This is a genomic window from Leptolyngbya sp. 7M (genome assembly GCF_018128485.1).
In genome coordinates this window covers 2,091,637-2,115,066 of the sequence record NZ_CP070897.1, presented here as the reverse complement: position 1 = coordinate 2,115,066, position 23,430 = coordinate 2,091,637, and the positions used below count along the sequence as shown (strand labels likewise).

Genomic DNA, 23,430 nt, shown 5'->3' with positions numbered 1-23,430 from the left:
TCTACCGATCTTGCTAATCGCATCACTGCGAAGCCTAAATAATTACCCACCCCTTTTGACATAAAACCTTACTTAAATGTATGATTTTCGTTTGCCATCACAAGGGGATTTGGATCTAAGCCCATTTTCACATAAGGAGTTCTAGTATTTTGAGTAACGGAAATTTTTTGTTCACATCGGAATCGGTAACTGAGGGGCATCCGGATAAGATAGCTGACAACATCTCTGATGCGATCTTGGATGCAATTCTCGAGCAGGACCCAACTGCTCGCGTTGCCTGTGAAACTTTAGTTACTACCGGTATGGCTGTAGTTGCCGGTGAGATCACGACAACTGCTGACGTCGATTACAAAAAGATAATTCGCGATACAGTTCATGAGATCGGCTATAACGACGCTGAATTCGGCTTTGATTCGAACACTTGTGCTGTTATCGATGCCATAGGCAAGCAATCTCCGGATATTGCCCAGGGTGTTGATACTGGCGGTGCCGGTGACCAAGGCTTGATGTTTGGGTTTGCCTGTGACGAAACGCCGGAGCTGATGCCGATGCCTATCCAATTGGCTCATAACCTTACCCGTAGGCTGTCACAGGTGAGACGCGACGGGACAATTCCCTATCTTCGTCCAGATGGTAAATCGCAGGTATCGATCGAGTATCGCGATGGACGTCCGTACAGGGTTGAGGCGGTCGTCATCTCTACACAAACCGCAGATCTGGACATCGAAGACATCCGCAGGGACGTGCTGGAGCATGTTATTAAACCTGTCATCCCAGCAGAGCTTCTGGACGACGAAACCAAATATCATATTAACCCGACCGGGAAATTTGTTATCGGTGGGCCGATGGGACATTCGCGAACGGGAAAAATACAACGACACCATAAAAAAGGTCGAGTCGCAGAATCAGATACGCAAGCGGCTTGATCTTAAAGATGCGAACGAGCCATTTCCGAAGCTGCCAAATCCGCTCAAAACCGCGCCGCGCATCGCGATGTACAAGCCCTACACTTCATCGATGGACGAAGGCTGGACGCGGCTTGTTTTTGACAACCATCAAATACCTTTCTCTTCGCTAAGCAACACTGATATCCGTGCGAACCGCCTGAATTACGACGTGATCGTACTGGCATCAGACAATGAAAGCACGATCATTAATGGTTTAAGTCCGAGCCGTTATCCCGACGAATTTGCTGGCGGCATTGGGACTGAGGGTGCGGCTAACCTGAAGAAATTTGTCGAAAATGGCGGGCGGTTGGTGTGCTTGGCGGCTTCGTGCGGCATGGTGATAAAACAATTTGGGCTTCCGATAAAGAACGTGCTCGATGGACTGCCCCGAACGGAATTTTACAATCCCGGCTCGATCGTTCAGCTTGACCTGAACCGGCAGCATCGCATAGCTAGTGGTTACGCTGAAACCACGCCTGCTTATTTTATAAACAGCGCGGCGTTTGAAGTGACCGATTCGGCAAAGGTCCGGATCGTTGCAAGCTACGCCCGCGAAAACACACTTCTTTCAGGCTGGATGCTCGGCACCGACAGGATGGCAGGCAAGGCAGCGTTGGTCGAAACCGACCACGGAAAAGGACACATCACCCTTTTCGCCTTCCGCCCACAGCACCGCGGCCAGACATGGGCAACGTTCAGGCTCTTTTTTAATGCTCTCGAAAAATGATCACGGAATTATGGAATCTTCGAAAGTCGTTTGTGATCGTATCCCACATATGGACGGAGTTTAAAAAGACATCTTCACTAAGAGAGAGTCGAATTCTGCAATTGAAATGTCTTTTTCTTTGAGTTCGGTATAAATGATGTCTCGCTGCTGTGCGTTTGAGTTAGCTCTCTTAAAAAGTGTGGTTGCCGAAAGGTGATGAATTATTGCTGGATGTTTATTATCTAACAATATCTCTATTGTTGACCCGATTGCCTGTTTCGAAAGTTCATTATCCAAACAAGCCAGTACGCTCAAGGCCCAATAGACTCTTGGTCGATTTTCGACAGCAGTTCCGTTATTTGCCATCTCATTAAGAATTCTTTCAGCATCAGCAGTAAACTTTGTCTTACTCTCTGCTGACAATTGTCCGAGAGCTTTAAGATTTAGGTCAAACTTTCGACCAAGCTGTGCCAATATTTTTTCTGATGTAAGGAGCCCTCTTCCTTTTGAAGCTTGCAATTCCTCAAGGATCGTATTTAATGAAGTATGTCCAGGAGTTTTTGTCCGGTTTTCAACTAATTCTCTGATAAGTTGCCCGGATGCTCCATATAAAGACATTGTGTTCCAACGAGCCTTCCACGAAGGTAAGCAACCGGACTTTTCTTCTTCATCTGGTATTTTCCAATTCCACAGTGCTTCGCGAATTTCTTTTCGACTAAGACTTACCTCAGGAAAAGTATTCCAATAGTCACGATCAAAAACAGACCTCGCATGCTTTTTTGAAATAATCGTCTCCACATATTTCGCAACGCCCTCATCGAACCAGCGGATGATGTCATCGTTTGGATCGATCAACTCGGCTAAAGCAATGTGCGTTAGTTCGTGCGGAAGCACAGCGAAGACCTCATCGCAAATCTGGGAATACCTTTCGCATCCTAGATCTATCTCTGTTTCATCAGAATAATAAATCACTAACGGATAGTAACGATTGCGCCGATTGCTTGTTATGCGGTAGTTTGAGGGCTTATCACTTAATTTGATCAAAAAAACTTCTACATTCGGAACCTTGAGTGGATGAAGTAATTTTTTCGTTGTGTTGTAAACCTTTGATACAGAATTCGCTAGATTACCGATCGCAACGGGATTACCTTCGCGATAACGGACCTTTACGTTCCCACCATTTCCTTTTTTCTGATGCGTCCGCTTTAAAGAATTATTGGCCATCTCAGTAATGTCAATAACCCTTTCGTTTGCATCCGATATCTTTGTTACATTTATTCGACTTGAATCGAATTCTACAACCGTGGAACTAAGATTTTGGGATGAAGCGTCCCATGAAAGTAAGAAAAAAAGAAGCCCAGTAATTGGAACCTTTAAATAACACAATCGACGCATAACTCATTGCGCTAATGGGGAATTTGATACTTAGTTTTACTCTGAAGAAATCCATTTGCATCAAATTCCCATCCAATCGAAAACTACTTCAAGGTTATTTCGGCTTGAAGACATCTATCAGAACCTTGAACATTGTCTGGAACTGAATATTGGAAAGTCATGGAACTAAAGAAGGTAACCCCAGAACTGTCAAGAGACCGCAAATAACTTGTATAATCCCCATTCGGAATCTCACAGTCAACTTGAGCCACCGTAAATACAAACTCAACTTCGATCTCCGTTTCTGTCAAACCTGCTTATTCTTGGCTAATGAAGTCGGCGAGTGCTTGTTCATCTTGAACAGAAACAGAGAAGTAATAAGGTTTAGTGTCTTTATCAACAGGAGCCACAGTGCTTGAGGTCAGCACCATTGCAAATGTTTCCTGAGCAAATTGCCTATCTGCACGTAGTACCTTTACTACTGCATTCGGGGTTGAAATGGAGTCTGGCTCCCAAGAATTCGCAAGATCCAGAATTCCTGTGGCCATGTCGTTCGCGATCTGAGAATTCAGTTCGCTTACGGGGACTAACCCTTCGATGGTTGTCTAATAGTAACGCGGGTAGGCGGATGTTGAACCTCTCCAGTCGTCGTTTGCCGTCGCGGACAGCCCACCGAAACGAGTACACATAAGGCGACGCAAAGCACGATAATTGAACGCGTAAAACTTATAGATTTCGTCATTTTTATTTGCTCCATAATCAATTACTTGGTCGACAATCGAAAAATTTGCGGACAAAGCAAAATTTTTCGGTATTCGAAGTTAATAAAGCATTGTATCGCTGCCGTGTTTTACGCTAGGATGGAGATGCTTTGGACGCCCATCTGTTGTCCTCTACACAGAAGAGACGGTTAAAAACAAGCAAGCCCTGAGAGTTATCTCAAGTAACCTTCAGGGCTTTTCTTGTTGAGCGATATGAAACTTTTCCTTTGTGCCGCTATCTTCCAGGCCGTTGGTTCTGCAAATCTGCCCGTCGCTTCCACGGGAAACAGATTCAACCGAAAACCGAAGCAGGAGATATGCGGGAAACATAATTCTTAGTTCAAGTGTTGCTTAAAATGTTAGGGTTGGAGTTGTGTCAAGCCGAATTTGCACTCTCGTTTTTTTTTGAAGGAGACTAACTGCTACAAATAAGTAATTTACAGTCTTTATTTTTCAGAGCGACTACGCTGGGTTTTACCCGACGCTTAGCCTGCCCAACGCAAACTTCCCTTTTCCGGCTAGAGTTGTGAGTTGCTGGCGAAAGAAATAGTGGTTTGGTTGCGTGAAGATTTAACTCGCGGGGATTGGGCCTTAAATAATATAATTTAAAGAAGAGCAATTAAGTCGATTCAATAAGGCGTTGATTGGCATTGTATAATCTATTGGCATGTCTTACCGGGTCTTCATCGCCACTGCATTTATTCTCATCTTTTTCGCAACAAGTTCTTTCGCCGGGAACGGTTTTGGCTATTTTCGGCTCGATAAGGAGCCATTGATCCGCATTGGGCTTTCGACGAATTCGGGTTCGGTTACGATCACCACGCCCGATTCGCAGCTTGTCGCTTTTGCGCCTGAAGAGGCTTCGCGCTACTTGGGAACAAATCGCGTAACGGTCACGGCCCGTGCGTATCGGCCGGACGTTGTGGATCATTTCATCTGTGAGATACAGGGCATCGCGACTGCTACTGAAGCAAATGAGATCGCCGAACAGGTCAGGCAGGAAACCGGCGAGACCGCTTTGGTCAGCGTCGATCCGGCAAAGAACACCTGGCGGATATGGATCGGTGAGCCGAAAACATCGCGTGAAGAGGCGGACGCGTTCAAGGCGATGTTGAATGAAAAAGGGTTTCCGGACGTCGTTATCCTGCTCGAAAAAAGAACCGTGCATTCGGACGATGCGGTCGCACTTTCGCGGCAGATCCGAACCGCCGGAAGATCGGAGGTCCGGAGCATCGTGCGGCCGACAACCTCAAGCCAGCCGGTCGGCCCGGACGTTGTCGCAACAAACCTTCGTGAGGTCTTGGTAAACGGTGCGACCGAGGCCTCGCGTTACGGCTCGCTAAAGGCCGTTTCCTTTGGTTCGCTCAACGAACGCGCGGTTCCGGTTCGGCTAAATGGAAAAGAATATCGCGGCAAGATCGAAGTTTTTGTTAATGCGAACGGTTCCCTTACGGTGGTAAATGTCGTTCCGGTCGAAGACTATTTGCTCGGCGTGGTTCCGGCAGAACTTTCGCTCCCAAGCCTCGAAGCCCAAAAGGCACAGGCGGTCGCCGCCCGTACATATGCGATCGCGAACATCGGCGGATACGGAACAAAAGGCTTTGATATGGTGCCGACTGTTTGGTCGCAGGTTTACAAAGGCGTTTCGATCGAAACTAAAATGGGAACGCAAGCAGTCCGCGAGACCGCCGGAATGGTTGCGATGCACAACGGCAAGCCGATAATGGCTTATTTTACATCTACTTGCGGCGGACGGACCGAGAATTCCGAGAACGTTTTTGATCACGCCGAGCCGTACCTGCGCGGCGTTGAATGCTCGCTCGAAGGCAAACGTCATTTCGAACCATTTACTATCAAAACTGTTAGAAAACCTGCCCGGCTTCGCGACGACAGCGGCCTCGACCTGGTCCGCATAATGTCGCTCCTCGCGGTCAACGGCTATTCGCTGACGACCAATGAGATAAGCCATGATTGGCTCGACGAACATCCGACCGTTGGTGAGATATCTAATTGGATGAACAATCTTGCCGCTCGGTTCGGAAAGCCATTTCCGAACGTAACAAAGGATACGGCAAAGCCGCTCGAACTCGCCCGCGTGCTCGCGTCTCTCGCCTACACTCCGGGCACGTCTGATATACTGCTCTCGAATTCAGACATCAATTATCATCTTTCGTTCGATGACGCTTCCGAAATCCCGGCCAACCATCGAGCAGAACTAGCGATGCTGATGCGCGATGGTCTTTTCACGCTGCGGCCAAACCTCACGCTCCAGCCAAATCGCGCTTTTACCCGCGCAGAGATGATACGTCTTATCCGCCAGATACTTGAGAACAAAAAGTGGATGCCAACGCTTCAGACCGGTTCGGCACGCCCTTCGGTTGACGGAAAGCTTGTTCTTCGCGTCGGCCGTACGGATCGTCCGTTGACCATCCGGCCTGATGTTTTTCTATTTCGGCAGTTTGGTTCCTCACTGTATTCAATGCGTGAAGCCGCGATAGTAGGTGGTGAAGAGGTGCGGTATCAGACCGATCCGACCGGAGCAGTTTGGTATCTTGAAATAGTTCCGACGACCATGCCGACCGTCGCTGAAAATATGTCGCCGTTCACAAACTGGCGCGAAACGCTTTATGAATTAAGCCACCAAAAAGATGCCCTATCGAGCCTGCGCTACCAGCAAGTTTTACGTCATCTAGGCAATACATTGACGGCTGCTACCCCGCTGCTGAAACAGGAACAATGGCAATTTGAGGATGACTATGAAACCATTCCCCTCGCTAGCCTAATGAAGCGGTCTCTAGAGCGGCTCGATCACCTGATCAAACAGCGGCAGCTCTGGTCACAGGTGCATAACGAAGCCAATCTCAGCATCGGCGGCAATATTGCCAAAATTGAGTGTATTGTGCATGAAATCCTGATGGCGGCCTGCTTGCGTTCTCCTATTGGCGGGCGGCTCGATGTCTGGTGTCGGCAACTGGATGACCACTGGCTAGAGATGTCCATTACTGACAATGGTTTGATTGAACCCCAATTATTGGAGCAGATGAACATTGGGCGAGGTGGAGACCTGTTGGTTCCATCGCTGCTTGACGAACCCCCCGGACTGCATCTTGCCATTTGCCAAGCCTTGATCCGACGCATGGGGGGAGAATTTATGCTGGATCAACTAGAAGACGGACGCATGCTAAGCCGTTTGATTATCCCGGTTGCGATTGGTGCAACGTCCCCAATCCGCGGTGAGCACGAAATCAGCGGCTTTTTCTAGTGGGCTTAATTTTAAGTTTTTTCAGCATCCCGATTTCTAGTCTGGGAATACTAAGGATGAGTTGTTCAAATAAGTTGTTCAACTCGGGGCAGCTTCTGAGGAAACTCTAAACCTAAGTTCACGGGAAGTTTACAATCAGCTGCCTATAATCGATCTGTTCACCGTTCTATCCCTCATGGTCTGATTTCTCAGCCGTTCTATCCTGAATTAGGTGCTTACCACTTACTCACATGACGCTTACACGTCTTTTCTCATACAGCACATAACCTGCTCACTTACTCAAATTCATTATGTTGGCAACCGAAGTTATTCAACTCAGCGGAATCCTAGATAGCACTAAGACCCAAGAACTACGCGACCGGGTTGACCAAGGCATTGAACAAGGAGCAAAGATCATCTTGGTGGATCTCAAAGACGTGACGTTTATGGATAGCTCAGGCTTAGGCGCTTTGGTGACGGCTTTGAAAACGGTGCGGTCGGAAGGAGGAAAGCTATGCGTATGCTCAGTGAACGATCAAGTGAGAATTCTGTTCGAGCTAACTAGCATGGATCGGATATTTGAGATCTTCCGAGATCAAAACGATTTCTATAAAGTCAATGGTCAGGTAACGAGCAGCGCCAACCTGAATTAGCGCACGAACTGCGCCAAAAATTGCGCCAAAAATTACTAAGTAGGTGAGCATAATTAAACATAAAACCCAAAACCCTGTGCCGCCCGCGCCGCGGGCGGCACAGGGTTTTGAATCTGGTTTTTAATTATGCCGAGGTACTTAGGCAAACTGAATTTTAAGCAGCGACACATCGTCATTAAACGTGCCAACGGCATTGTTTTCTTGCACCTGCTGCAAAATGGCATCGGGACCGAGATCAGGGTCGAGCTGGGTCAGTAACCGAATGAAGTCATCTAAACTCCAATTGTGATGCCCTATTGGATTAAGTTCATAGACACCGTCACTAAATACATAAAGCGTTCCATGCACAGGTATGGTGCAGCGCTCGCAGGTGAAGGCAACGTCTGGAAGCATGCCAATGGGTAACGATGGGGTTCGCAAATGCTGTACCTGTTGACTAGGTTGCTCTGGAGTGATCAACACAGCGGGTGGATGGCCCGCACTGGCATAGGTGAGCTGGCGCTTGACTCGGTTGTAGACCCCGTACCAGATGGTGAAGTACTTTTCGTTCTGGGTGCTCATCTGAAACGTGTCATTCAGCCCCTTCAAGACATCTTGAGGTTGATAAAAGTTAACGTTGGGCAACGATTGGGAGCGCAGTAGATTCAGCACCAGAATTGAAGGCAGAGCTGCGGCTAAACCGTGGCCTGAGACATCCAGCAGATACATAACCAGGTAGTCGGGATCGAGCCAAAAATAGTCAAAACAGTCGCCACCTAACTGCCGCGAGGGGATAAAGCGAGCCTCGACCGTGACTTCACCGCTCATGGGAGGAGGCAAAAGTGCTCGGACATAGGCAGCCGCCTCGGCCAATTCAGCTTCTAAAATTTCCTTCTGCGTTTGCAAATCCTGGCTGACCTGATGTAGCCGTAAGCCAGCCCGCACTCGGGCTTGCAGTTCAGCAATCTCAATCGGTTTTGATAAAAAGTCATCTGCGCCAGTATTGAGTCCTTCAATCCGGTCATCCAGACCAATTCGAGATGTTAAAAGCAGAAAAAAGGTAGTGGACAGGTGGGGATTGGCTTTCACCTGACGGCAAACTTCTAGCCCATCAAGATAGGGCATCATCCAGTCGCAAATGATTAGGGCAGGCTGATTTTGGCAGGCCATCTCTAATCCTTCTCTACCGTTGGATGCTACCAGCACCTCATGCCCCTGATGTTGTAGCGCTCGCTGAATGATCTTTAAGACAGTTGGGTCATCATCAATTACAAGAATTCTAGACATCTTAAAAATCGAGCGGTGCTAAACAGTTTTGCCAAACAATTCTTTCAATCAGCCCTTTCAAACAGTTCATTCAAACAAATCTGCCACTCAAACTGACTACTTACCCTAGGATTAAGAGCAAGCAAGACGGCAATTCATAATCGGGCATCCTGATTTATTAAAAATAGCATTAGTCGGTTTTTTTGTTTTTTGAATTTCGTTGATAGCACCGGCATAATCAAAACTGCCTGAGCAGCGCAGTGTTTGGACCCAATAGCAGAAGAACCTTAGATCGGTAGAATCTTTGGCGGTTAGGGGTAGATTCTGGTTTAATCTAGCTCTTTTCAGCAAATAGATGGGTGACCTAATTTTAATTATTAAAAATGCTTTGATCGGAGCTACTAAAAAGAGCTTGAAGTTGATTGAAAGCTTGATTTAATTGCTGCATCGAGTGATCGACCTGATCTAACTGCTGCTGTTTAGCGTGGTGCTCCAATTGCTCAGCAATTTCGGTTAACATTTTGGCCCCAACGCTGGCGCTAGCTCCTTTGATGTGGTGAGCAATTCGCTCAATATGCTGAAAGTTCAGCTTACTGTGGGCCTGCTGGAGCTGCTGAAGCTGGTCCTGGGTATCTGCATGATAGAGTTGCAACAGTTCTTGCTCAAATTCTGGATTGTGATCGGAGAGTTGATGAAGTTGAATTAGGTCGAAGTGAAGCTCCCATAGCGCAGATCGATAGTCGGGGAACATCGGCTGCTCCTCGTTGACCGCCATCAGCGATTGGGCAGAAGAACTGGTTTGACGCAGATATTGGTTCCAGCGGTTTAGAGTCGCAGCTAGAACCTCTCGGCGCAGGGGCTTAGTCAAGAAATCATTCATTCCGGCTGCAATCGCCTCTTCTTTGATGCGAGGATCATCACTGGCTGTGAGAGCAATAATAATGCTTCTGTTTCGGTTGAGCTGCTGTTCGCGCTGACGAATCAGACGTGTGGCGGTATAACCATTCATTTCAGGCAGACAACAATCCATAAACACAATGTCGTAGCAGCGTTGGACGATGGCATCTAGGGCTGCCTGACCTGTGGCAACAGCATCGGGGTGATAGCCACAAAATTGCAATTGCCGCATAATTACTTTCTGATTTGTCAAATTATCTTCTACCACTAGGATATTGAGCATCGGCAACTGAGTCGCTGATGCAAGCGGCTGCGGATGGGATGGTAATTCTGGTTCAATTCCCATAGTGGCTACGATGCGCAATCAATTAATAGTATTCTGTTGCAACTAGCAGTTTTTAGACCAGCCCACCTCCACTAAACCTACTCCAACAGCCTTTGTTCCTGTAATGCTATGGAGTAACAATGTGCTTTCTTCCCAGTTTAATTGAGCAAAACGATCAGCATCCAGTACAGATGATTCGTGACAATTTTCGTTTGGATTGCTAGTGCAGATTAATTATTCCCCAATCAGCCAAGCTAATAAGCTCAGGCTGAGGGTAAGCATCAACCAGGAAGGCAAATGAAACGAAGCTAAAAACTCAAGCGGCTCTAAAAGCAGCTTGTTAACAATCAGTACAAAAAACAGCAGAATGCTAGCAAGGGTTAAAAAAGTCATTGTGATTTCTATCCTTCATACTCGCTGCTAATTTCAATGTCTAAGCTCTCTTCGTCAATGTGGATGTAGAGAATGTTGGGACGGCAACAAATTTGGCAGTCTTCGACGTAGGATTGATCACCACCCGCACTGAAATCAATGAACGTTAAATTGGGTTCACCACAATAGGCACAATAATATTCGGCTGTATTTTGCATTATTGTGTTCCTTTGCGAGCATGAACAACCTGCAAACTTCCTCCAGCATACAGGGTGCGTTCTGCTTCCTGAAAACCCACTCTTGCTGATAGATCTAACAAATCGGTTTTGATGAATTGCCAGGCTGTCTCGGTCTCAAACAATAGCAAAAATAGATTTAATCCTAAGCTATATAACCAATTCACCGGAATATAAAAATCAATCAGTGTGAAAACGCCTCCTGGTTTCAGCACCCGATGCACTTCCTGTAGGATTCGCCATAGCTGAACTGGACGCATTTCGTGTAGACCAAGGCTGACGTGGACCAGATCAAATTGCTGATCTTCAAATGGCATAGCTTCTGCCCAGCCTCTGACATACTTGGCTTCAGGCACATTTTGGTTGGCGCGTTCAATTGCAATCGGTGAGGCATCAAACCCAATGACATGGGCAGAGCGTGTTACTAAAAACCGCGTGGCCTGACCATCGCCGCAACGCAAATCTAGGAGGTGCAGATCGGGGGTAATTTCTAATCCGTCTAGAGCTAACTGACGAAATTTGATTTCTCCTCCTACCGTAAGGGCTGCCAATCGAATCACCCCATCATAAAACCAGGGGTAGCGATAGCTCCACTCTCTAAGAATTGTTGCCACAATTGACAAATCCTAGTGATTCTATGTATTTATAACCAACTTTAAGGCTTTTCCCAGCTTTCTGTTCAGGAGGGGCAAGTTATTTCCTGCTTTTATGACAAATTGTCCTCCGGTTGAGGTGCTTGCAAATTGCTGCGGCTGAGGGCTGTTTTTACTGCTTGCTGCTGGTCGCGCAGGGTAATCCAGCGATGGTAAGTCCGGTTATGAATCGCCACCGAGTGCCCCATCATGCGAGCAGCCACCGCATCGGGAAGGTCGAAATGGATCGTTCGGACTGCCCAAGCATGGCGTAAATCGTAGGGCGAGAACGGAATTTGATAGCGGCGAAACTGACAGTTAACCTGTTGCCCAATCCGCCGCAGCGTGGTTTGGCTCAGGTCAGTATTGAGTGCGGGTAGAGTTACCTGCCGTAAATTGAATTGCTCAACCCATTCTGGATAAAACGGCCAAACAGCGTGGCTGCCAGTTTTGCTAGTCTCTAGCACTTCAATCACCGCCTCGGATTGACCCGACACCAGCCCGCTGTAGTCACAGAAAAATACCTCGTGATTCCTCAAACCATAGGTTGCCATGATGCCGTAGACAAATTGCCAGGCTGGGTTGGGAATTTTACCAACCTGTCTTGAAAACATCTCATAGTATCTTCCCTTAAGATCCATCAGCTCTTTATGAGTTCCAGATTCAAGAATGCTTCCATTCTCTAAAACCAGTAGGCGATTTGCAAATTTGGTAAGTGCTAAACGGTGGCTAATAATTACCGTCGTTTTCTGCTTCGCCATATCTTGAAGCATTTGATAAACTTCATACTCAATTTTTGGATCGAGGGCAGCCGTAGGTTCATCAAAGATTAGGAGCTTGGCTTGAGATAGCCGCATAAAGGCACGAGCAAGAGCAACTCGTTGCCATTGTCCACCAGATAAATCAACTCCCCCTTCTAATTGCTTTCCTAAGGGGGTATCCAAACCCTGTGGTAATCGGTTGACTACTAACGCAAGTCCTGCTTGCACAGCAGCATCAATAATAGCATTATCGTCATCAAGCTTTGACAATAATCCAAAACCAATATTTTCACGCAAAGTAACAGGGAAACGAGCAAAATCTTGCATGACAACGGCAATGCACTCTCGCCAATAGTCGAGGTCTAATGATTGCAAATCATTTCCATTCCAACAAATAGAACCTGTTACCGGATCATACAGGCGACATAATAATTTGGCTAGCGTTGTCTTACCAGCACCATTCTCTCCTACTAGCGCAACTGTTTCCCCTGCCTGAATATTGAAGGTGATATTACTCAGAGCTTTTTTCTCACTTCCAGGATAAGCAAACGAAACATTTTGAACCGATATTACTGAACTGCCAGCATGCAAACTTGTTGAAATTTCATTTTTCTGATAAATCGCAAAGTTTGCAAAGTTGGGACGTGATCCTGATTGAAGCTTTGACTGAAGGTTTAATAACGCAAATATTGGGGCAGTACTTAGAGCCACATCATAAATGTCAGCAGTATTACCAATCAGAATAAAAAGACTACGGCGTATTTCAAAAATAAGTCCAGTGTAAAGAGCTAGATCACCTAGAGTATAAGTGCGATCTAACACTCCCTTAAGAACAAAGAAATAGGGGATTGCTATCCCTAAGCCACTTAGCATAGAACAAGCTAGAATAACTACTAATCCTTGCTTTCGGACTTGTCGCATTTGAATAAAGGCACTCCAAAATAAAGCTTTCCATCGCTCAAGCAAGAGGGATTGTAGCTTAAATAGTCGCAGTTCTTTGGCGTAGGATTCCTCACTTAAAACTTTTGTGTATAAGTTCATTTCACGAACAACACCAGCTTGAGCACTTTCAACACTCCAGCTTCGCTCTTCATAATGAAGCTGAGTATAAATTGATGGAACTGTCAGAAGAAACAATACAAGCGGAATCCACCAGCCAATAGAAGCAGAAATTAAGAACACTGGAATGAATGTAAATACACCAGTTAAAAGATTTCCAGTGACAGAAGCAAGTCGTTGCATCTGGCTTACTCCCTGCTCAGCAAGTTGTACAATGTTAAGAAGTTCAGGGCTTTCAAACAAGGCGATATCATCAAATGTGGCGATTTTATGAAGAATACGACCTTGAACTGAACCTTGAACTCGATCGCGTAATGAAGAGAGTGCGAATCCAGTTACAGTTTCAATAGAATCAAGGATGAAATTTAGTACGATCAAGCCTATAACTGCCCAGAAAAGATTAGATTGGTAGGAAATGATAGTCAGGAAACCTTCAGTGTTGTTTTGACCTAAAAATTCAGTGACTTCATCAATTACAATTTTACTTAAAAATAAAGTAATTGCAGGACCAGCACCTAAGACCAAATTCAGCAGTGTCACGCTTCCGAATTCAAAGGGTGCAGCTTCTATAAGCAATTTGATGCTGTGAATGAAAGCTTGCAGAAACTTGGGTGAGGAGTATGACATAATTATCTTTATCTACCTTCTTTGCACTTTCAAACTAAATTACTATTACCAACAAATTTATGAATGAGTAGTTGCAATGATTGAGCCAGACTTTATCTTGCAGAAGCTGTAGATCAAACAGGAATTGCTTTATGCCATTTATGCAATGCATCAACAAACTCTTTGCCAACATTCGTTAGCTTTGCATACCGATCTATTGTTGCAAGAGCTTCTGAAACCTGGTGATAATAGGAATTAATACGATTTTTTAAAAAGCCATTAGAGTCATTAATGGAATTTTGCAAATCAACAAAAGCATGACTGACACATGTAAAAACATAAGCTCCATGTAAAATTCCTTCCATCGGGCGTAAATCTTCACGCCAAGGTGAAATGAAAGTACTGCCCTGTGTTGGTTCTAGAATTGAGTAAAAATCGTTTATCATGTCAAGTTTATTATGAGCGGTCTCATGAATAAGGTGGTCAACTGTATCCAAAATATTATTTTCCACTGTGATAAATATCAATCCTCTGCATATATCAACACTAAACCCTGTAGCATAAGGAGTTTCAATTGGGACTATGACTTTTGTGAAAAACTGAAGATCAAAGTACCAATCAGGAAGATGCATCAAAATCAAGTTTAAACTTTGGTATAAACGATTATTTAAATTGGGGCAATGTAAATCTGAAAATGCTGATCGTGTACTTAAAGCAGAGTTCTTATTACTATATTTTTCTAAAAAGTGTTCACCAATTTCTCGATAATAATCACCTTCACCAAAACGAAATGATGCATGAGGAAGATCAAGTGCTAAAGATTCCAATTTTGATCTTTGTTTTTCCTTTTGAATCTTGATCTTCTTCTGTTGTGCTAAATCATACTCAAGTGTACTTTGCACTGAAGAAGTATTTTGATAGCAAAAAAAGAATTCTATCTCTACATTGAAAATCTCTATAATTGATTCGATGTAGCACCAAGATCTAGAATCGCCTAACAATTCTTTGTTGCTTGCAAAGTGTAGCAGCCTATTCACTGCGTATGAGAACAGAGGCTCTCTGGCAAGATTGAGACGAACTTCAGTAGAAAGGTGCCAGTATGAATCTACTGCACTAAACAGTTCTTCATGATCAAAACAATTCCATTTCAGCATAGAGACAGCTACAAAAAGCTGCTGTTCCACTAAAGTTTTCCATCTATGCTCTAATACCTCGTATATTCTACTATCGTGAATGGGTGTTAGCAAATCCGACACTTTAACTTCAGATTGGTTATTTATCTCAGGTACAGTTTTCATGAATTATCTCGACTTGTTTAATAGAAAAATTGATGCTGCTCATTGAGCAGCATCAGATCCGTTAACAAATTGTGCCGCTTCTACAGCCGTTTTGGGTACGATCGCTTCCTGAAGCAGAGCCGCGGCGGGTTAGATCCTGGACAGAACCAAGTTCCTCAATAACGGGAGGAACCCAGCTACGTTGCGTCTTTTCAGTCGTAATTTCCATAGTTTACCTCTTTATGTTTGACTTGACTGGTATTAATATACCAACTAAATAGGATAATAGCGCAAATATCTTGATTCGTAAAGTGACTTTGAAATCCACGATGACTTAAATTTAGTGGTATTTTCCTTTAGTAAGGGATAGAGAAAAATAGTCAATAGTTGAGTTTTGCCTTTAGATTGTCAGCGATTAAACCTTGCCTGCTTTCCCCTAGCTGTGGCTCAGATGACATTACGAAAAACGGCATGACCCGACAAGGCAAGCAAAACTATAAATGCCGGATTATGGTCGTCAATTTGTCGAAGACTTGCAATGTAAGCCCATCGACCTAGACTGCAAAGCCATGCTTGGTAAGCTGCTGTTGGAGAAGATTTCCCTAGTGGGTGCGCGCGTGATAAACCATCCGAAGACTGGCTTCAACGCTGCGTTAACCGCTGCTGTGCCCAGCACTGGAACGGTGCATGGATTAACGCTCGTGCTCACCAATCGCTTCAACTTGCCTTACCAATTTCCAATCCAGGCTTCAACTTTAGCCTTGGGGTCTTCATTACTTGTGGGAGGCGGGGCAAGTTTCTTACCTGCCTTGAGAGCCAGCCAGATTGATCCGGTACAAGCACTTCGATCTAATTGTCTTTATGAGCGCTCACAGAACTGTTGGCTGCAAACCTCGAGGCAATGCATTTGTAGAGGTTGTTGCAGCAAGTGTATTCAAGGACTGATTCCCTTCTATCGAAGCGGCAATATGCAATAGGGTGGGCTGAAGCCGAAACTAGAGTCCAACGGTTTCCAGCTTGCGGTCTGTCACTTATATTACCATCCTAGCATGATACTCCATACCGTTTGTATAGTAAAACTTCCACACTCTGCCAACAATGAGCTTGCCCAAGCGCAGCGGATAGGTGTGGCGATGGAAGTAACGCTCTTCTCTAAGCAAAACCAGATCATGAAATTCCAGTTCGGCTTGAGCATAGATGCCTTCTATCTCGGACCGGAAGGTTACCGAGTCTAGAAATTGGTCAGCTACGGTTTTCAGTACCTGCTGGTCATCTAGAGTAGTGAAAACAGTGGTAGCCAATCCCCACAGTTGAACGAATTCATAATTCCAGCCAACGATTCGGCGGTGGCGGTCTACCACTAAGATAGCTTCCTGAAGCAGTGGCGCTTCTGTCAGATAACAGTTACTGGCACCGTACATGACGAATTAGGCAATGAAGGATGAACGGTTGAGCAGATGTTTTTGACTCCAAACATTACTGGGAGCTATCTCTTCATCCTACCCCTTAACCATTCGAGCGGGTTGCTGTCCCAAACACCAGATCGATGCTATAAATATTATTTGAGTGGTATTTTTAACCCACCCTACCATAAATGACTGGTTTGGTACCTTTCTAACTAACGGATGACGGACTTGATAGCAGTAAAAGCAAGATACTAGGAGTCTGTTTATGGAATGGCTGTTGAACCTAGCTGAAGAATATCGTGCAGGAATTCGTTCAGGGCGCTTCTTTAGAGAATTGGAAAGGATCAAGAAGCCTGAAGAAGTTAAGGGATGGATTCATCAGCTCTACTATCAATCTCGCGATTTCACCTCAGCTTTATCCATGCGCTACGCCATGTGCAAAGATCCTCGGTTTCAAGGCTGCTTTGCTAAACATGCAATGGAGGAAGTGGATCACTGCGATCAGTTGCTAGCCTGGATGCGTAAACATAATTTTCTAGCTCCTAACGAAAGTCCGACCCATACGCTTCCAACTCTAGAAACAAGTTTGGTGAGTGCTTATTGTTTCCGCTCAGTTCTGCGAGAATCTTATGCTCACCAAGTTATTGCTATGAACCTTATCTCAGAAGGGGTATCTTATGATTTCTTCTCAGCAGTTAATCCGAAACTGAAATCTCTAGGATTATCAGTCGGACACTACTGGCAGGTTCATAAAGAAATTGACCAGCAACATCTTGCCCTGGGACTGGACCTGATCCCCCAGTGTGAAAAAGATTCAGATGAAGGGCAAATCTACACTCAAACTGCTTGGGAAATGGCGACTTTATATCAGAAGATGTTGGATTCTTGGAGTGAAATCCCTAGCACTCAATTTGTTGCTCAAACAAACCAGAAAACAATCCCGGCTTTATTTTAATCTCTTCACTAGATAGTAGAGAAAGCGGTCGGCTCTGGTCAATTAGATCCGGCCGCACAGTCGCTGGAAGTCGGCAGCGGCACAACGAACAGGATTGTCTCACTATCGACGAGAGCAAGATACCTCGGCCGCCATTCATTTTTTCAAGATACGTGGCACCAACTTGAACGGACATTCGGCCTGCAACCTCAGACATCGGCGTCAACAGTGGGAGCTTACCGTGCATGTCTGTGATAGTTTCGTAAGCGACGCCTGTCACATTACGTTCCATCATTTGCTTAGTAAGTTCAAATTCGGGTGCGAGGTGCAGGTAGGTAAATAGCAATTGATTCTCGCGCATTCGCGGATATTCCGGTGCGATCGGCTCCTTTACCTTTACGACCATATCGCCTTCGCCCCAAGCGTCGTCCGCCGTTTCAACCAATGTTGCACCTGCTCCTTTGTACTGATCGTCAGAAAACCCGGAGCCTTCGCCCGCTGTTTTCTGTACAAAAACCTGATGTCCCGCACCAACCAGCGCGTGAACGCCCGCCGGTGTTAAACCGACCCGATATTCATTGTCCTTGATCTCTTTCGGCAGTCCGATCTTCATTTTGATGCTCCAAATATAGAGTGAAAATTTATGTATTTACCGCAAACCAACAAAGTATCATTATGGCAATCCGAAAACAACGGTAAATGGCGTATTTTATTCTGTCAGAACGGCCAGATGACCGGGATCGCTATGGTAGCGATTATCCAAAACATTAAGTTGAGCGGAGATCCAATCTTTACGAAATCAACGAATTTGTATTGACCGGGACCGTAGATCATCGTATTGGTCTGATATCCGACAGGGGTCATAAAGCTTGCCGAGGCAGCGAAAGTTATCGCCATTAAAAAGGGAGTCGCGTCCAATTCCAATGTCTTTGCCGTAGCGATGGCAATGGGAGCAAGTAGTGCCGCGGTAGCGTTATTCGACATTGTTTCCGTCAAGATAGAGGTAAGCAGATAGAACGCAGACACTAAAGCAATCGGGCCCCAAACGCCTACGTATTTCAGTATGTTTGACGAAAGCAATGCCGCCGCCCCGGATTGTTCCAGAGCAACGCCTAACGAAAGCACGCCAGCAAGCAGAAATATGATCTTCCATTCGATGGCTTCGTAAGCTTCCTCGACTGAAATGCAACCGAGAAGTATAAGTCCGATAGCGCCAAGTATTGCGGTAACAACTATAGGCGCTAGTTCGAATGTAGCGCCCAAAACTACCGCTGCAACGATCGCGATCGCTAAAAGCGCCTTATTTCGTCGGAATTCTGTCCTTTCCATTTCGGACGTTATTATGAAATCACCGCTTCGCCGGAAGTTAGGTATTCGATCTTGTTTGATCTCGACAAGGAGCACGTCGCCGGCACTAAGTTCCGTATCAGAGAGTTTTTGACGCAATAGCCGCCCTTTATGCCGTATGGCAAGAACGGTTGCGTCGAAACGCTCACGGAAATTCGACCTCATCAGCGTACTGCCGACCAATCGCGAGGTTGGCAAAAGAACAGCTTCGATCAATCGATAATCAGCTGAGGTAATGGTTTCATCGCCCCACTTGTTCTGAGCCTTGAAAAGAACCCCTTCCTGTTCTTGGAGAGAACGGATCTGCTCTATGTCGCATCGAACCAGAAGCACATCAAACGCCCGCAATATCTCGTTCGGAGAAGGCACCTGGATCACTTTATCATCGCGTTCGATCTTTACGATGGAGAGCTCCAGGTCTTTAACAAGCGGTGCTTCACGAATGTGTTTTCCGACGGAGATAGAATCGGGTTGAAGCACGACCTCAGTAAGGTATTCATTTAGCGAAAAGTCTTCGACAAGGTCGCCGCTGCCGCGGCGTTCGGGAATGAGGCGGATCCCAAAGATCAACATATAAGCGGTCCCGACGACGAACATTATCAGTCCAAGCGGCGTGAATTCGAACATTGTGAAGGGCCGCAAACCGCTTTCCTGTGCGATGGAGCTGACAAGAATGTTCGTGGAAGTGCCGATGAGCGTGCAGACCCCGCCGAACATCGAGGCGAATGAGACAGGCATCAGTATCTTGGATGCGCTGATGCCATTTTCACGGGCAACGCCGAGCAGAATGGGAAGAAATATGGCGATGACTGGTGTGTTATTGATGAAAGCCGACAGAACGCCGACGATCAGCATCACAACAATGATCCCGAACCAAAAACCGCTCTTGAAAACACGGCCTGTAAGCTCTCCGAGAAAGCTTACCGCACCAGTCTTGAAAAGCCCGGCACTGAGGACGAACATCGCTCCAACGGTAAGCGTCGCTGCGTTACTGAATCCTGAAAGACCTTGAGATGGCGTGATTATGCCGCTTACGAGCAACAATGCCATTACCAACAAAGCCACTACATCCACACGCAACTTTTCAGTTACGAAAAGAAATACCGCGAGTGCCAGCGCGGCCAGAACTATGCCTATCTCCGCAGTCATAAAAAATGGCGTCCTCTGACGCCAAAATTGTACAGCCAAATTCGGATAGTTCCCAAGCAAGTACCTCTAGATCTCTACCTCATCGATCTGGGCTTTTTGCAGTTTGCCGGAATAATCGACATAAAGGGCTTTCCATTCGCTAAAGATGTCGAGAACTTGTGTTCCAGCTTCGCGGTGACCATTGCCAGTCGCTTTTGTTCCGCCGAATGGCAAGTGAACTTCAGCGCCGATCGTTGCCGAATTCACGTAACAGATGCCCGTATATAGTTCCTGCATTGCGTAAAACGCCTTGTTTACGTCTTGAGTATAGATAGCAGACGAGAGTCCATATTTCACGCCGTTCACTATCTCAATAGCCTCATCAAGAGCACCAAACGGGATGATCGCCGTGACAGGACCAAATATCTCTTCTTGCTCGATACGCATTCCGGGTTTGACGTCTGTGAACACTGTCGGCTCAATGAACCAACCTTTATCAAGGCCGCCTTTGGTGATGCGACTGCCGCCAGTCGCAAGGGTCGCTTTATCAACTTTCTTGCCGATCTCGATATAACCGAGGATCTTTTGCATTGCATCCTCGTGAATGACAGGTCCAACCTCTGTTTTCGGATCTAAGCCGTTTCCGACCCGAAGGGCTTTGACCCTTTCAACAAATTTTGTAACGAACTTCTTGTAAATCTTTTTGTGAACTACGAGCCGTGATGAAGCCGTGCAGCGCTGACCGCTGGTTCCAAACGCTCCCCAAACGGATCCCTCGACCGCATTATCGATATCCGCATCGTCCATCACGATGATCGCGTTCTTGCCGCCCATTTCTAAAGAAACTATCTTGTTTTCGCGGGCGCATGTCTCAGCTATTTTGCGTCCCGTTTCGGTGGAACCGGTGAACGAGATAAGCCGAACGTCCTTGTGATCGACCAGTGCCGCGCCGGGCTCGCCAAATCCATTAACAAGATTGACAACGCCTCTAGGAATTCCTGCTTCTTCGCAAGCTTTGACCAAGTTCAGTGCCGAAAGCGGCACGTCCTCGCCGGACTTTATTATCACAGTATTGCCACAAACGAGCGCGGGGATCAGCTTCCACGATGGTATTGCCATCGGGAAATTGAACGGCGTGATCAGGCCGCACACGCCGACCGGCTGGCGAACGCACATCGCGAACTTGTTTTTCATTTCTGCCGGCGTCGTAAAGCCATGCAATCGGCGGCCTTCGCCGGCTGTGTAATACGTGCAGTCGATGGCTTCCTGTACGTCACCGCCCGCTTCTTTCAACACCTTACCCATCTCGCGGGTCATTTCCTCGGTGTAACGATGTTTGTTGTCACGAATTATCTCCGCCAGCGTGAATAACAACTCGGCACGCTTCGGTGCGGGTGTCTGCCGCCATTTACTCGCCGCATCCTTTGCGGCCGCAACCGCCTTATCGACATCCTCAGCGTTCGACTTCGGAAATCTTCCTATTATATCTGTTGTATCTGCTGGATTTACGTTGTCGAACCATTCTCCCGACGAGCTCCTCACCCACTCGCCACCAATGTAATTGTGATAACTTTTCGTTGTTGCCTTTGCCGACTTCAGTGCTTTCTTCTCTTTTGCCTGTTTTGCCTTTGCCATATTCTTTTAGTCTAGTTTGCTGGTACGAAAAATCAAAGCATCTACGGAGTTTCCTCCGGTTGGCGATGCGTTACCTGCGGGTTCGGGAGAGGAGACTTACCTGTAAGCAAGCGAGGATGCTTCCTCAGAAAAGAAAAATACCTCTGAAATTGAGATGCGAAGAGAGGTTTTGAATGGAAACATACATTAAAGTTGCATAATTTGCAGAGGTCACTTCTTTGAAAGATGCTTGCACCTCTCAGGTTCCGATCGACTAGACTTAAAGAAAAGATATATTACTGCACCGTGAACTGCACGATCTTTAGCTGCGAAGTTCTTGTCCGGGCGTCGAAGGCCATGACGTGGAGCACCACTGGATCGCCTTTCTTAAGTTTCGCAACGGCTTCTGCAAAGGCCTTCTCACTTCCTACAGGGGTGCGGTTTATCCGAACAATTACATCGCCTTCACCGAGAGCGTCTGCACCGCCAGTCGTCTTTACATCGGCGATAAAGCTTTCGGGATTGATCTCCTTTACAACAACACCTTTTTGCCCTTCGATCTTGTAGGTAGTTGCCATTTGCGGTGTCAACTCGACCAGAGTAAGGCCGAATGGCTTCGCATCTTCCTTGGTGCGATCGACTGGCAAACGCGTACGATCAGGGTTACGTCCGGTATCCGATGCCGGGATCGGCCGTTCACCGAGACGCAGATCGATGGTACGTCGCTCAAGTTCATCGCCATTTTCACGCAATATGTCGATCCTGACAGGGTGATCTGGCGATGTAGAGCCGACCTTTGCGATGAGGTCTTGAGCGCTTATAACGGGTTTTCCGTCAAAACCAACTACGATATCGCCGGTTCGCAATCCGGCCGCTGCCGCAGGCCCGACTGCGGCTCTAACATCTGTAATTATTGCCCCACGCGTCTCGCCCATCTTGTAAACTTTTGCAAATTCAGGCTTTACAGTGTCAAGAAGTACGCCGAGAAATCCTCGTTTCACCCGGCCATGCTGAAGTATCTGGTCGTAAACAAAGCGCGCCTCGTTTGATGGAAGAGCAAATCCGACACCGTTGTAATCACCTGTTGATGTTGCGATCTGTGAATTAACACCTATCACTTCGCCCTGAGCATTCACCAAGGGACCTCCAGAATTTCCTCGGTTTATCGCGGCATCGGTCTGAATGAATTTCTGGAATGGAGAACTATTTGGCGTCTCACGATGACGGTTGGAAACGATTCCCGCAGTTACAGAACGTGCCAAGCCAAACGGCGAACCTAGTGCCAATACCCATTCGCCGACGCGAATTTTGTCAGAATCTCCGAGAGCGACGTAGGGGAGGTCTCTGCCCACATCGATCTTCAAAACTGCGATGTCCGTTTCGGCATCGGTTCCCAGCACCTTTGCCAGATATTCTTCACCATTATCAAGTCTCACTGTTATTCGAACAGCGCTGTCAACAACATGGGCGTTTGTAATGATATATCCTGCTTTATCTACAATGAACCCGCTTCCGACGGAGAGCGGAGCCCGTCGGGGCATTTGCCTGCGAAGAAATTCAAGGATATCATCCGGAACCTCTGGTGGCGTTTGGGTTCCGGGCTGACGGCGCGTCGTAAGTTCGGGCAGGGGGCCTTTCGTGTCTATGCTAACAACGGCAGGTTCTACAATATTCCGCAAGTTTCTTTTCAAAGCGCGTAAGCAAAGCAAAGGCATCGGCCGTCGAGCCGGCGAACCCAGCCAGGATATTGCCCTCAGAAAGACGCCTGACCTTGCGGGCGCTTCCCTTTATTACGGTTTCCCCAAGTGTTACTTGTCCGTCACCCGCCATCGCAACGCGTCCATTTCGTTGCACGAGAATGACTGTGGTTGAGCGGATCCTGTCGCTGATGCGTTCATTTCCCATAAAA

General features: G+C 46.6%; 20 protein-coding genes and 1 pseudogene. 5 read left to right on the top strand and 16 right to left on the bottom strand.

The window, feature by feature from the left end:
* Nucleotides 1-149: 149 nt before the first annotated feature.
* Together metK and JVX88_RS10045 are read left to right on the top strand one after the other, a co-directional pair.
* Nucleotides 150-851, top strand: a pseudogene (metK, locus tag JVX88_RS10050) (methionine adenosyltransferase); the annotation flags it as partial.
* The gene (locus JVX88_RS10045; protein WP_211627185.1) at nt 838-1,674 is read left to right on the top strand and encodes a hypothetical protein; all 837 of its coding nucleotides are present in this window, start codon (nt 838-840) and stop codon (nt 1,672-1,674) included. The pseudogene metK and the gene JVX88_RS10045, both read left to right, overlap by 14 nt.
* A gap of 60 nt (nt 1,675-1,734) precedes the next feature.
* On the opposite strand, the gene JVX88_RS10040 is transcribed toward JVX88_RS10045, so the two are convergent.
* Nucleotides 1,735-2,877 (bottom strand): hypothetical protein, encoded by a 1,143-nt coding sequence (locus JVX88_RS10040; RefSeq protein WP_211627184.1) that lies wholly within the window; start codon nt 2,875-2,877, stop codon nt 1,735-1,737.
* A 467-nt stretch (nt 2,878-3,344) separates the two neighbouring features.
* Entirely contained in the window at nt 3,345-3,575 is a 231-nt protein-coding gene (locus tag JVX88_RS10035; protein ID WP_211627183.1) for a hypothetical protein, read from the bottom strand.
* Nucleotides 3,576-4,455: 880 nt separating this feature from the next.
* Between JVX88_RS10035 and JVX88_RS10030 the strand changes: the two genes are divergently transcribed.
* The gene (locus JVX88_RS10030; RefSeq protein WP_211627182.1) at nt 4,456-7,050 is read left to right on the top strand and encodes a SpoIID/LytB domain-containing protein; all 2,595 of its coding nucleotides are present in this window, start codon (nt 4,456-4,458) and stop codon (nt 7,048-7,050) included.
* Nucleotides 7,051-7,340: 290 nt separating this feature from the next.
* Nucleotides 7,341-7,682 carry an STAS domain-containing protein gene (locus tag JVX88_RS10025; RefSeq protein WP_211627181.1) on the top strand — a complete coding sequence of 114 codons (342 nt, stop codon included), beginning with the start codon at nt 7,341-7,343 and terminating at the stop codon, nt 7,680-7,682.
* Nucleotides 7,683-7,820: 138 nt separating this feature from the next.
* On the opposite strand, the gene JVX88_RS10020 is transcribed toward JVX88_RS10025, so the two are convergent.
* The 9 genes from JVX88_RS10020 to JVX88_RS09975 all read right to left on the bottom strand — a co-directional run bounded on the left by JVX88_RS10020 (nt 7,821) and on the right by JVX88_RS09975 (nt 16,513).
* The gene (locus JVX88_RS10020) at nt 7,821-8,948 is read right to left on the bottom strand and encodes a PP2C family protein-serine/threonine phosphatase (protein ID WP_211627180.1); all 1,128 of its coding nucleotides are present in this window, start codon (nt 8,946-8,948) and stop codon (nt 7,821-7,823) included.
* Between the two features lie 349 nt (nt 8,949-9,297).
* Nucleotides 9,298-10,170, bottom strand: a complete 873-nt coding sequence (locus JVX88_RS10015; RefSeq protein ID WP_211627179.1) for a response regulator — start codon at nt 10,168-10,170, stop codon at nt 9,298-9,300.
* 213 nt (nt 10,171-10,383) lie between these two features.
* Nucleotides 10,384-10,542, bottom strand: a complete 159-nt coding sequence (locus tag JVX88_RS10010; RefSeq protein ID WP_211627178.1) for a hypothetical protein — start codon at nt 10,540-10,542, stop codon at nt 10,384-10,386.
* Nucleotides 10,543-10,550: 8 nt separating this feature from the next.
* Nucleotides 10,551-10,739 carry a CPXCG motif-containing cysteine-rich protein gene (locus JVX88_RS10005; protein ID WP_036005940.1) on the bottom strand — a complete coding sequence of 63 codons (189 nt, stop codon included), beginning with the start codon at nt 10,737-10,739 and terminating at the stop codon, nt 10,551-10,553.
* Complete coding sequence (locus JVX88_RS10000; protein WP_211627177.1) at nt 10,739-11,371, bottom strand: class I SAM-dependent methyltransferase; 633 nt, start codon at nt 11,369-11,371, stop codon at nt 10,739-10,741. Before JVX88_RS10000 ends, JVX88_RS10005 begins: the two co-directional genes overlap by 1 nt.
* Before the next feature lie 92 nt (nt 11,372-11,463).
* On the bottom strand, nt 11,464-13,836 hold the full coding sequence (locus tag JVX88_RS09990) for an ATP-binding cassette domain-containing protein (protein ID WP_225931375.1): 2,373 nt from the start codon (nt 13,834-13,836) through the stop codon (nt 11,464-11,466).
* 113 nt (nt 13,837-13,949) lie between these two features.
* The gene (locus JVX88_RS09985; RefSeq protein WP_211627176.1) at nt 13,950-15,113 is read right to left on the bottom strand and encodes an aKG-HExxH-type peptide beta-hydroxylase; all 1,164 of its coding nucleotides are present in this window, start codon (nt 15,111-15,113) and stop codon (nt 13,950-13,952) included.
* A gap of 61 nt (nt 15,114-15,174) precedes the next feature.
* Entirely contained in the window at nt 15,175-15,321 is a 147-nt protein-coding gene (locus tag JVX88_RS43970) for a lasso RiPP family leader peptide-containing protein (protein WP_158673147.1), read from the bottom strand.
* A gap of 802 nt (nt 15,322-16,123) precedes the next feature.
* Nucleotides 16,124-16,513, bottom strand: a complete 390-nt coding sequence (locus JVX88_RS09975) for a hypothetical protein (RefSeq protein WP_211627175.1) — start codon at nt 16,511-16,513, stop codon at nt 16,124-16,126.
* Between the two features lie 250 nt (nt 16,514-16,763).
* Here JVX88_RS09975 and JVX88_RS09970 point away from each other — a divergent pair, with 250 nt between their 5' ends.
* Nucleotides 16,764-17,453 carry an iron-containing redox enzyme family protein gene (locus tag JVX88_RS09970; RefSeq protein WP_211627174.1) on the top strand — a complete coding sequence of 230 codons (690 nt, stop codon included), beginning with the start codon at nt 16,764-16,766 and terminating at the stop codon, nt 17,451-17,453.
* Here the strand turns inward: JVX88_RS09970 and JVX88_RS09965 are convergent.
* From JVX88_RS09965 to JVX88_RS09945, 5 genes are all read right to left on the bottom strand, one after another.
* On the bottom strand, nt 17,398-18,045 hold the full coding sequence (locus JVX88_RS09965) for an alanine dehydrogenase (protein WP_211627173.1): 648 nt from the start codon (nt 18,043-18,045) through the stop codon (nt 17,398-17,400). The genes JVX88_RS09970 and JVX88_RS09965 overlap by 56 nt on opposite strands.
* 104 nt (nt 18,046-18,149) lie before the next feature.
* Nucleotides 18,150-19,928, bottom strand: coding sequence for an SLC13 family permease (locus tag JVX88_RS09960; protein WP_211627172.1), 1,779 nt, complete (start codon nt 19,926-19,928; stop codon nt 18,150-18,152).
* A gap of 66 nt (nt 19,929-19,994) precedes the next feature.
* Complete coding sequence (locus tag JVX88_RS09955; protein ID WP_211627171.1) at nt 19,995-21,542, bottom strand: aldehyde dehydrogenase family protein; 1,548 nt, start codon at nt 21,540-21,542, stop codon at nt 19,995-19,997.
* 275 nt (nt 21,543-21,817) lie between these two features.
* Nucleotides 21,818-23,200, bottom strand: a complete 1,383-nt coding sequence (locus JVX88_RS09950; protein WP_211627170.1) for a trypsin-like peptidase domain-containing protein — start codon at nt 23,198-23,200, stop codon at nt 21,818-21,820.
* Nucleotides 23,169-23,426: a hypothetical protein gene (locus JVX88_RS09945; RefSeq protein WP_211627169.1), complete on the bottom strand. Its 258-nt coding sequence runs from the start codon at nt 23,424-23,426 to the stop codon at nt 23,169-23,171. The genes JVX88_RS09950 and JVX88_RS09945 overlap by 32 nt, the downstream gene beginning before the upstream one ends.
* Between the last annotated feature and the right edge of the window lie 4 nt (nt 23,427-23,430).

Bases quoted from the DNA above. Each gene is read 5' to 3' on its own strand.
- JVX88_RS10040 (WP_211627184.1), bottom strand. From the start codon at position 2,877: ATGGCCAATAATTCTTTAAAGCGGACGCATCAGAAAAAAGGAAATGGT.
- JVX88_RS10035 (WP_211627183.1), bottom strand. From the start codon at position 3,575: ATGGCCACAGGAATTCTGGATCTTGCGAATTCTTGGGAGCCAGACTCC.
- JVX88_RS10030 (WP_211627182.1), top strand. From the start codon at position 4,456: ATGTCTTACCGGGTCTTCATCGCCACTGCATTTATTCTCATCTTTTTC.
- JVX88_RS10025 (WP_211627181.1), top strand. From the start codon at position 7,341: ATGTTGGCAACCGAAGTTATTCAACTCAGCGGAATCCTAGATAGCACT.
- JVX88_RS10020 (WP_211627180.1), bottom strand. From the start codon at position 8,948: ATGTCTAGAATTCTTGTAATTGATGATGACCCAACTGTCTTAAAGATC.
- JVX88_RS10015 (WP_211627179.1), bottom strand. From the start codon at position 10,170: ATGGGAATTGAACCAGAATTACCATCCCATCCGCAGCCGCTTGCATCA.
- JVX88_RS10010 (WP_211627178.1), bottom strand. From the start codon at position 10,542: ATGACTTTTTTAACCCTTGCTAGCATTCTGCTGTTTTTTGTACTGATT.
- JVX88_RS10005 (WP_036005940.1), bottom strand. From the start codon at position 10,739: ATGCAAAATACAGCCGAATATTATTGTGCCTATTGTGGTGAACCCAAT.
- JVX88_RS09990 (WP_225931375.1), bottom strand. From the start codon at position 13,836: ATGTCATACTCCTCACCCAAGTTTCTGCAAGCTTTCATTCACAGCATC.
- JVX88_RS09985 (WP_211627176.1), bottom strand. From the start codon at position 15,113: ATGAAAACTGTACCTGAGATAAATAACCAATCTGAAGTTAAAGTGTCG.
- JVX88_RS43970 (WP_158673147.1), bottom strand. From the start codon at position 15,321: ATGGAAATTACGACTGAAAAGACGCAACGTAGCTGGGTTCCTCCCGTT.
- JVX88_RS09975 (WP_211627175.1), bottom strand. From the start codon at position 16,513: ATGTACGGTGCCAGTAACTGTTATCTGACAGAAGCGCCACTGCTTCAG.
- JVX88_RS09970 (WP_211627174.1), top strand. From the start codon at position 16,764: ATGGAATGGCTGTTGAACCTAGCTGAAGAATATCGTGCAGGAATTCGT.
- JVX88_RS09965 (WP_211627173.1), bottom strand. From the start codon at position 18,045: ATGAAGATCGGACTGCCGAAAGAGATCAAGGACAATGAATATCGGGTC.
- JVX88_RS09960 (WP_211627172.1), bottom strand. From the start codon at position 19,928: ATGACTGCGGAGATAGGCATAGTTCTGGCCGCGCTGGCACTCGCGGTA.
- JVX88_RS09955 (WP_211627171.1), bottom strand. From the start codon at position 21,542: ATGGCAAAGGCAAAACAGGCAAAAGAGAAGAAAGCACTGAAGTCGGCA.
- JVX88_RS09945 (WP_211627169.1), bottom strand. From the start codon at position 23,426: ATGGGAAATGAACGCATCAGCGACAGGATCCGCTCAACCACAGTCATT.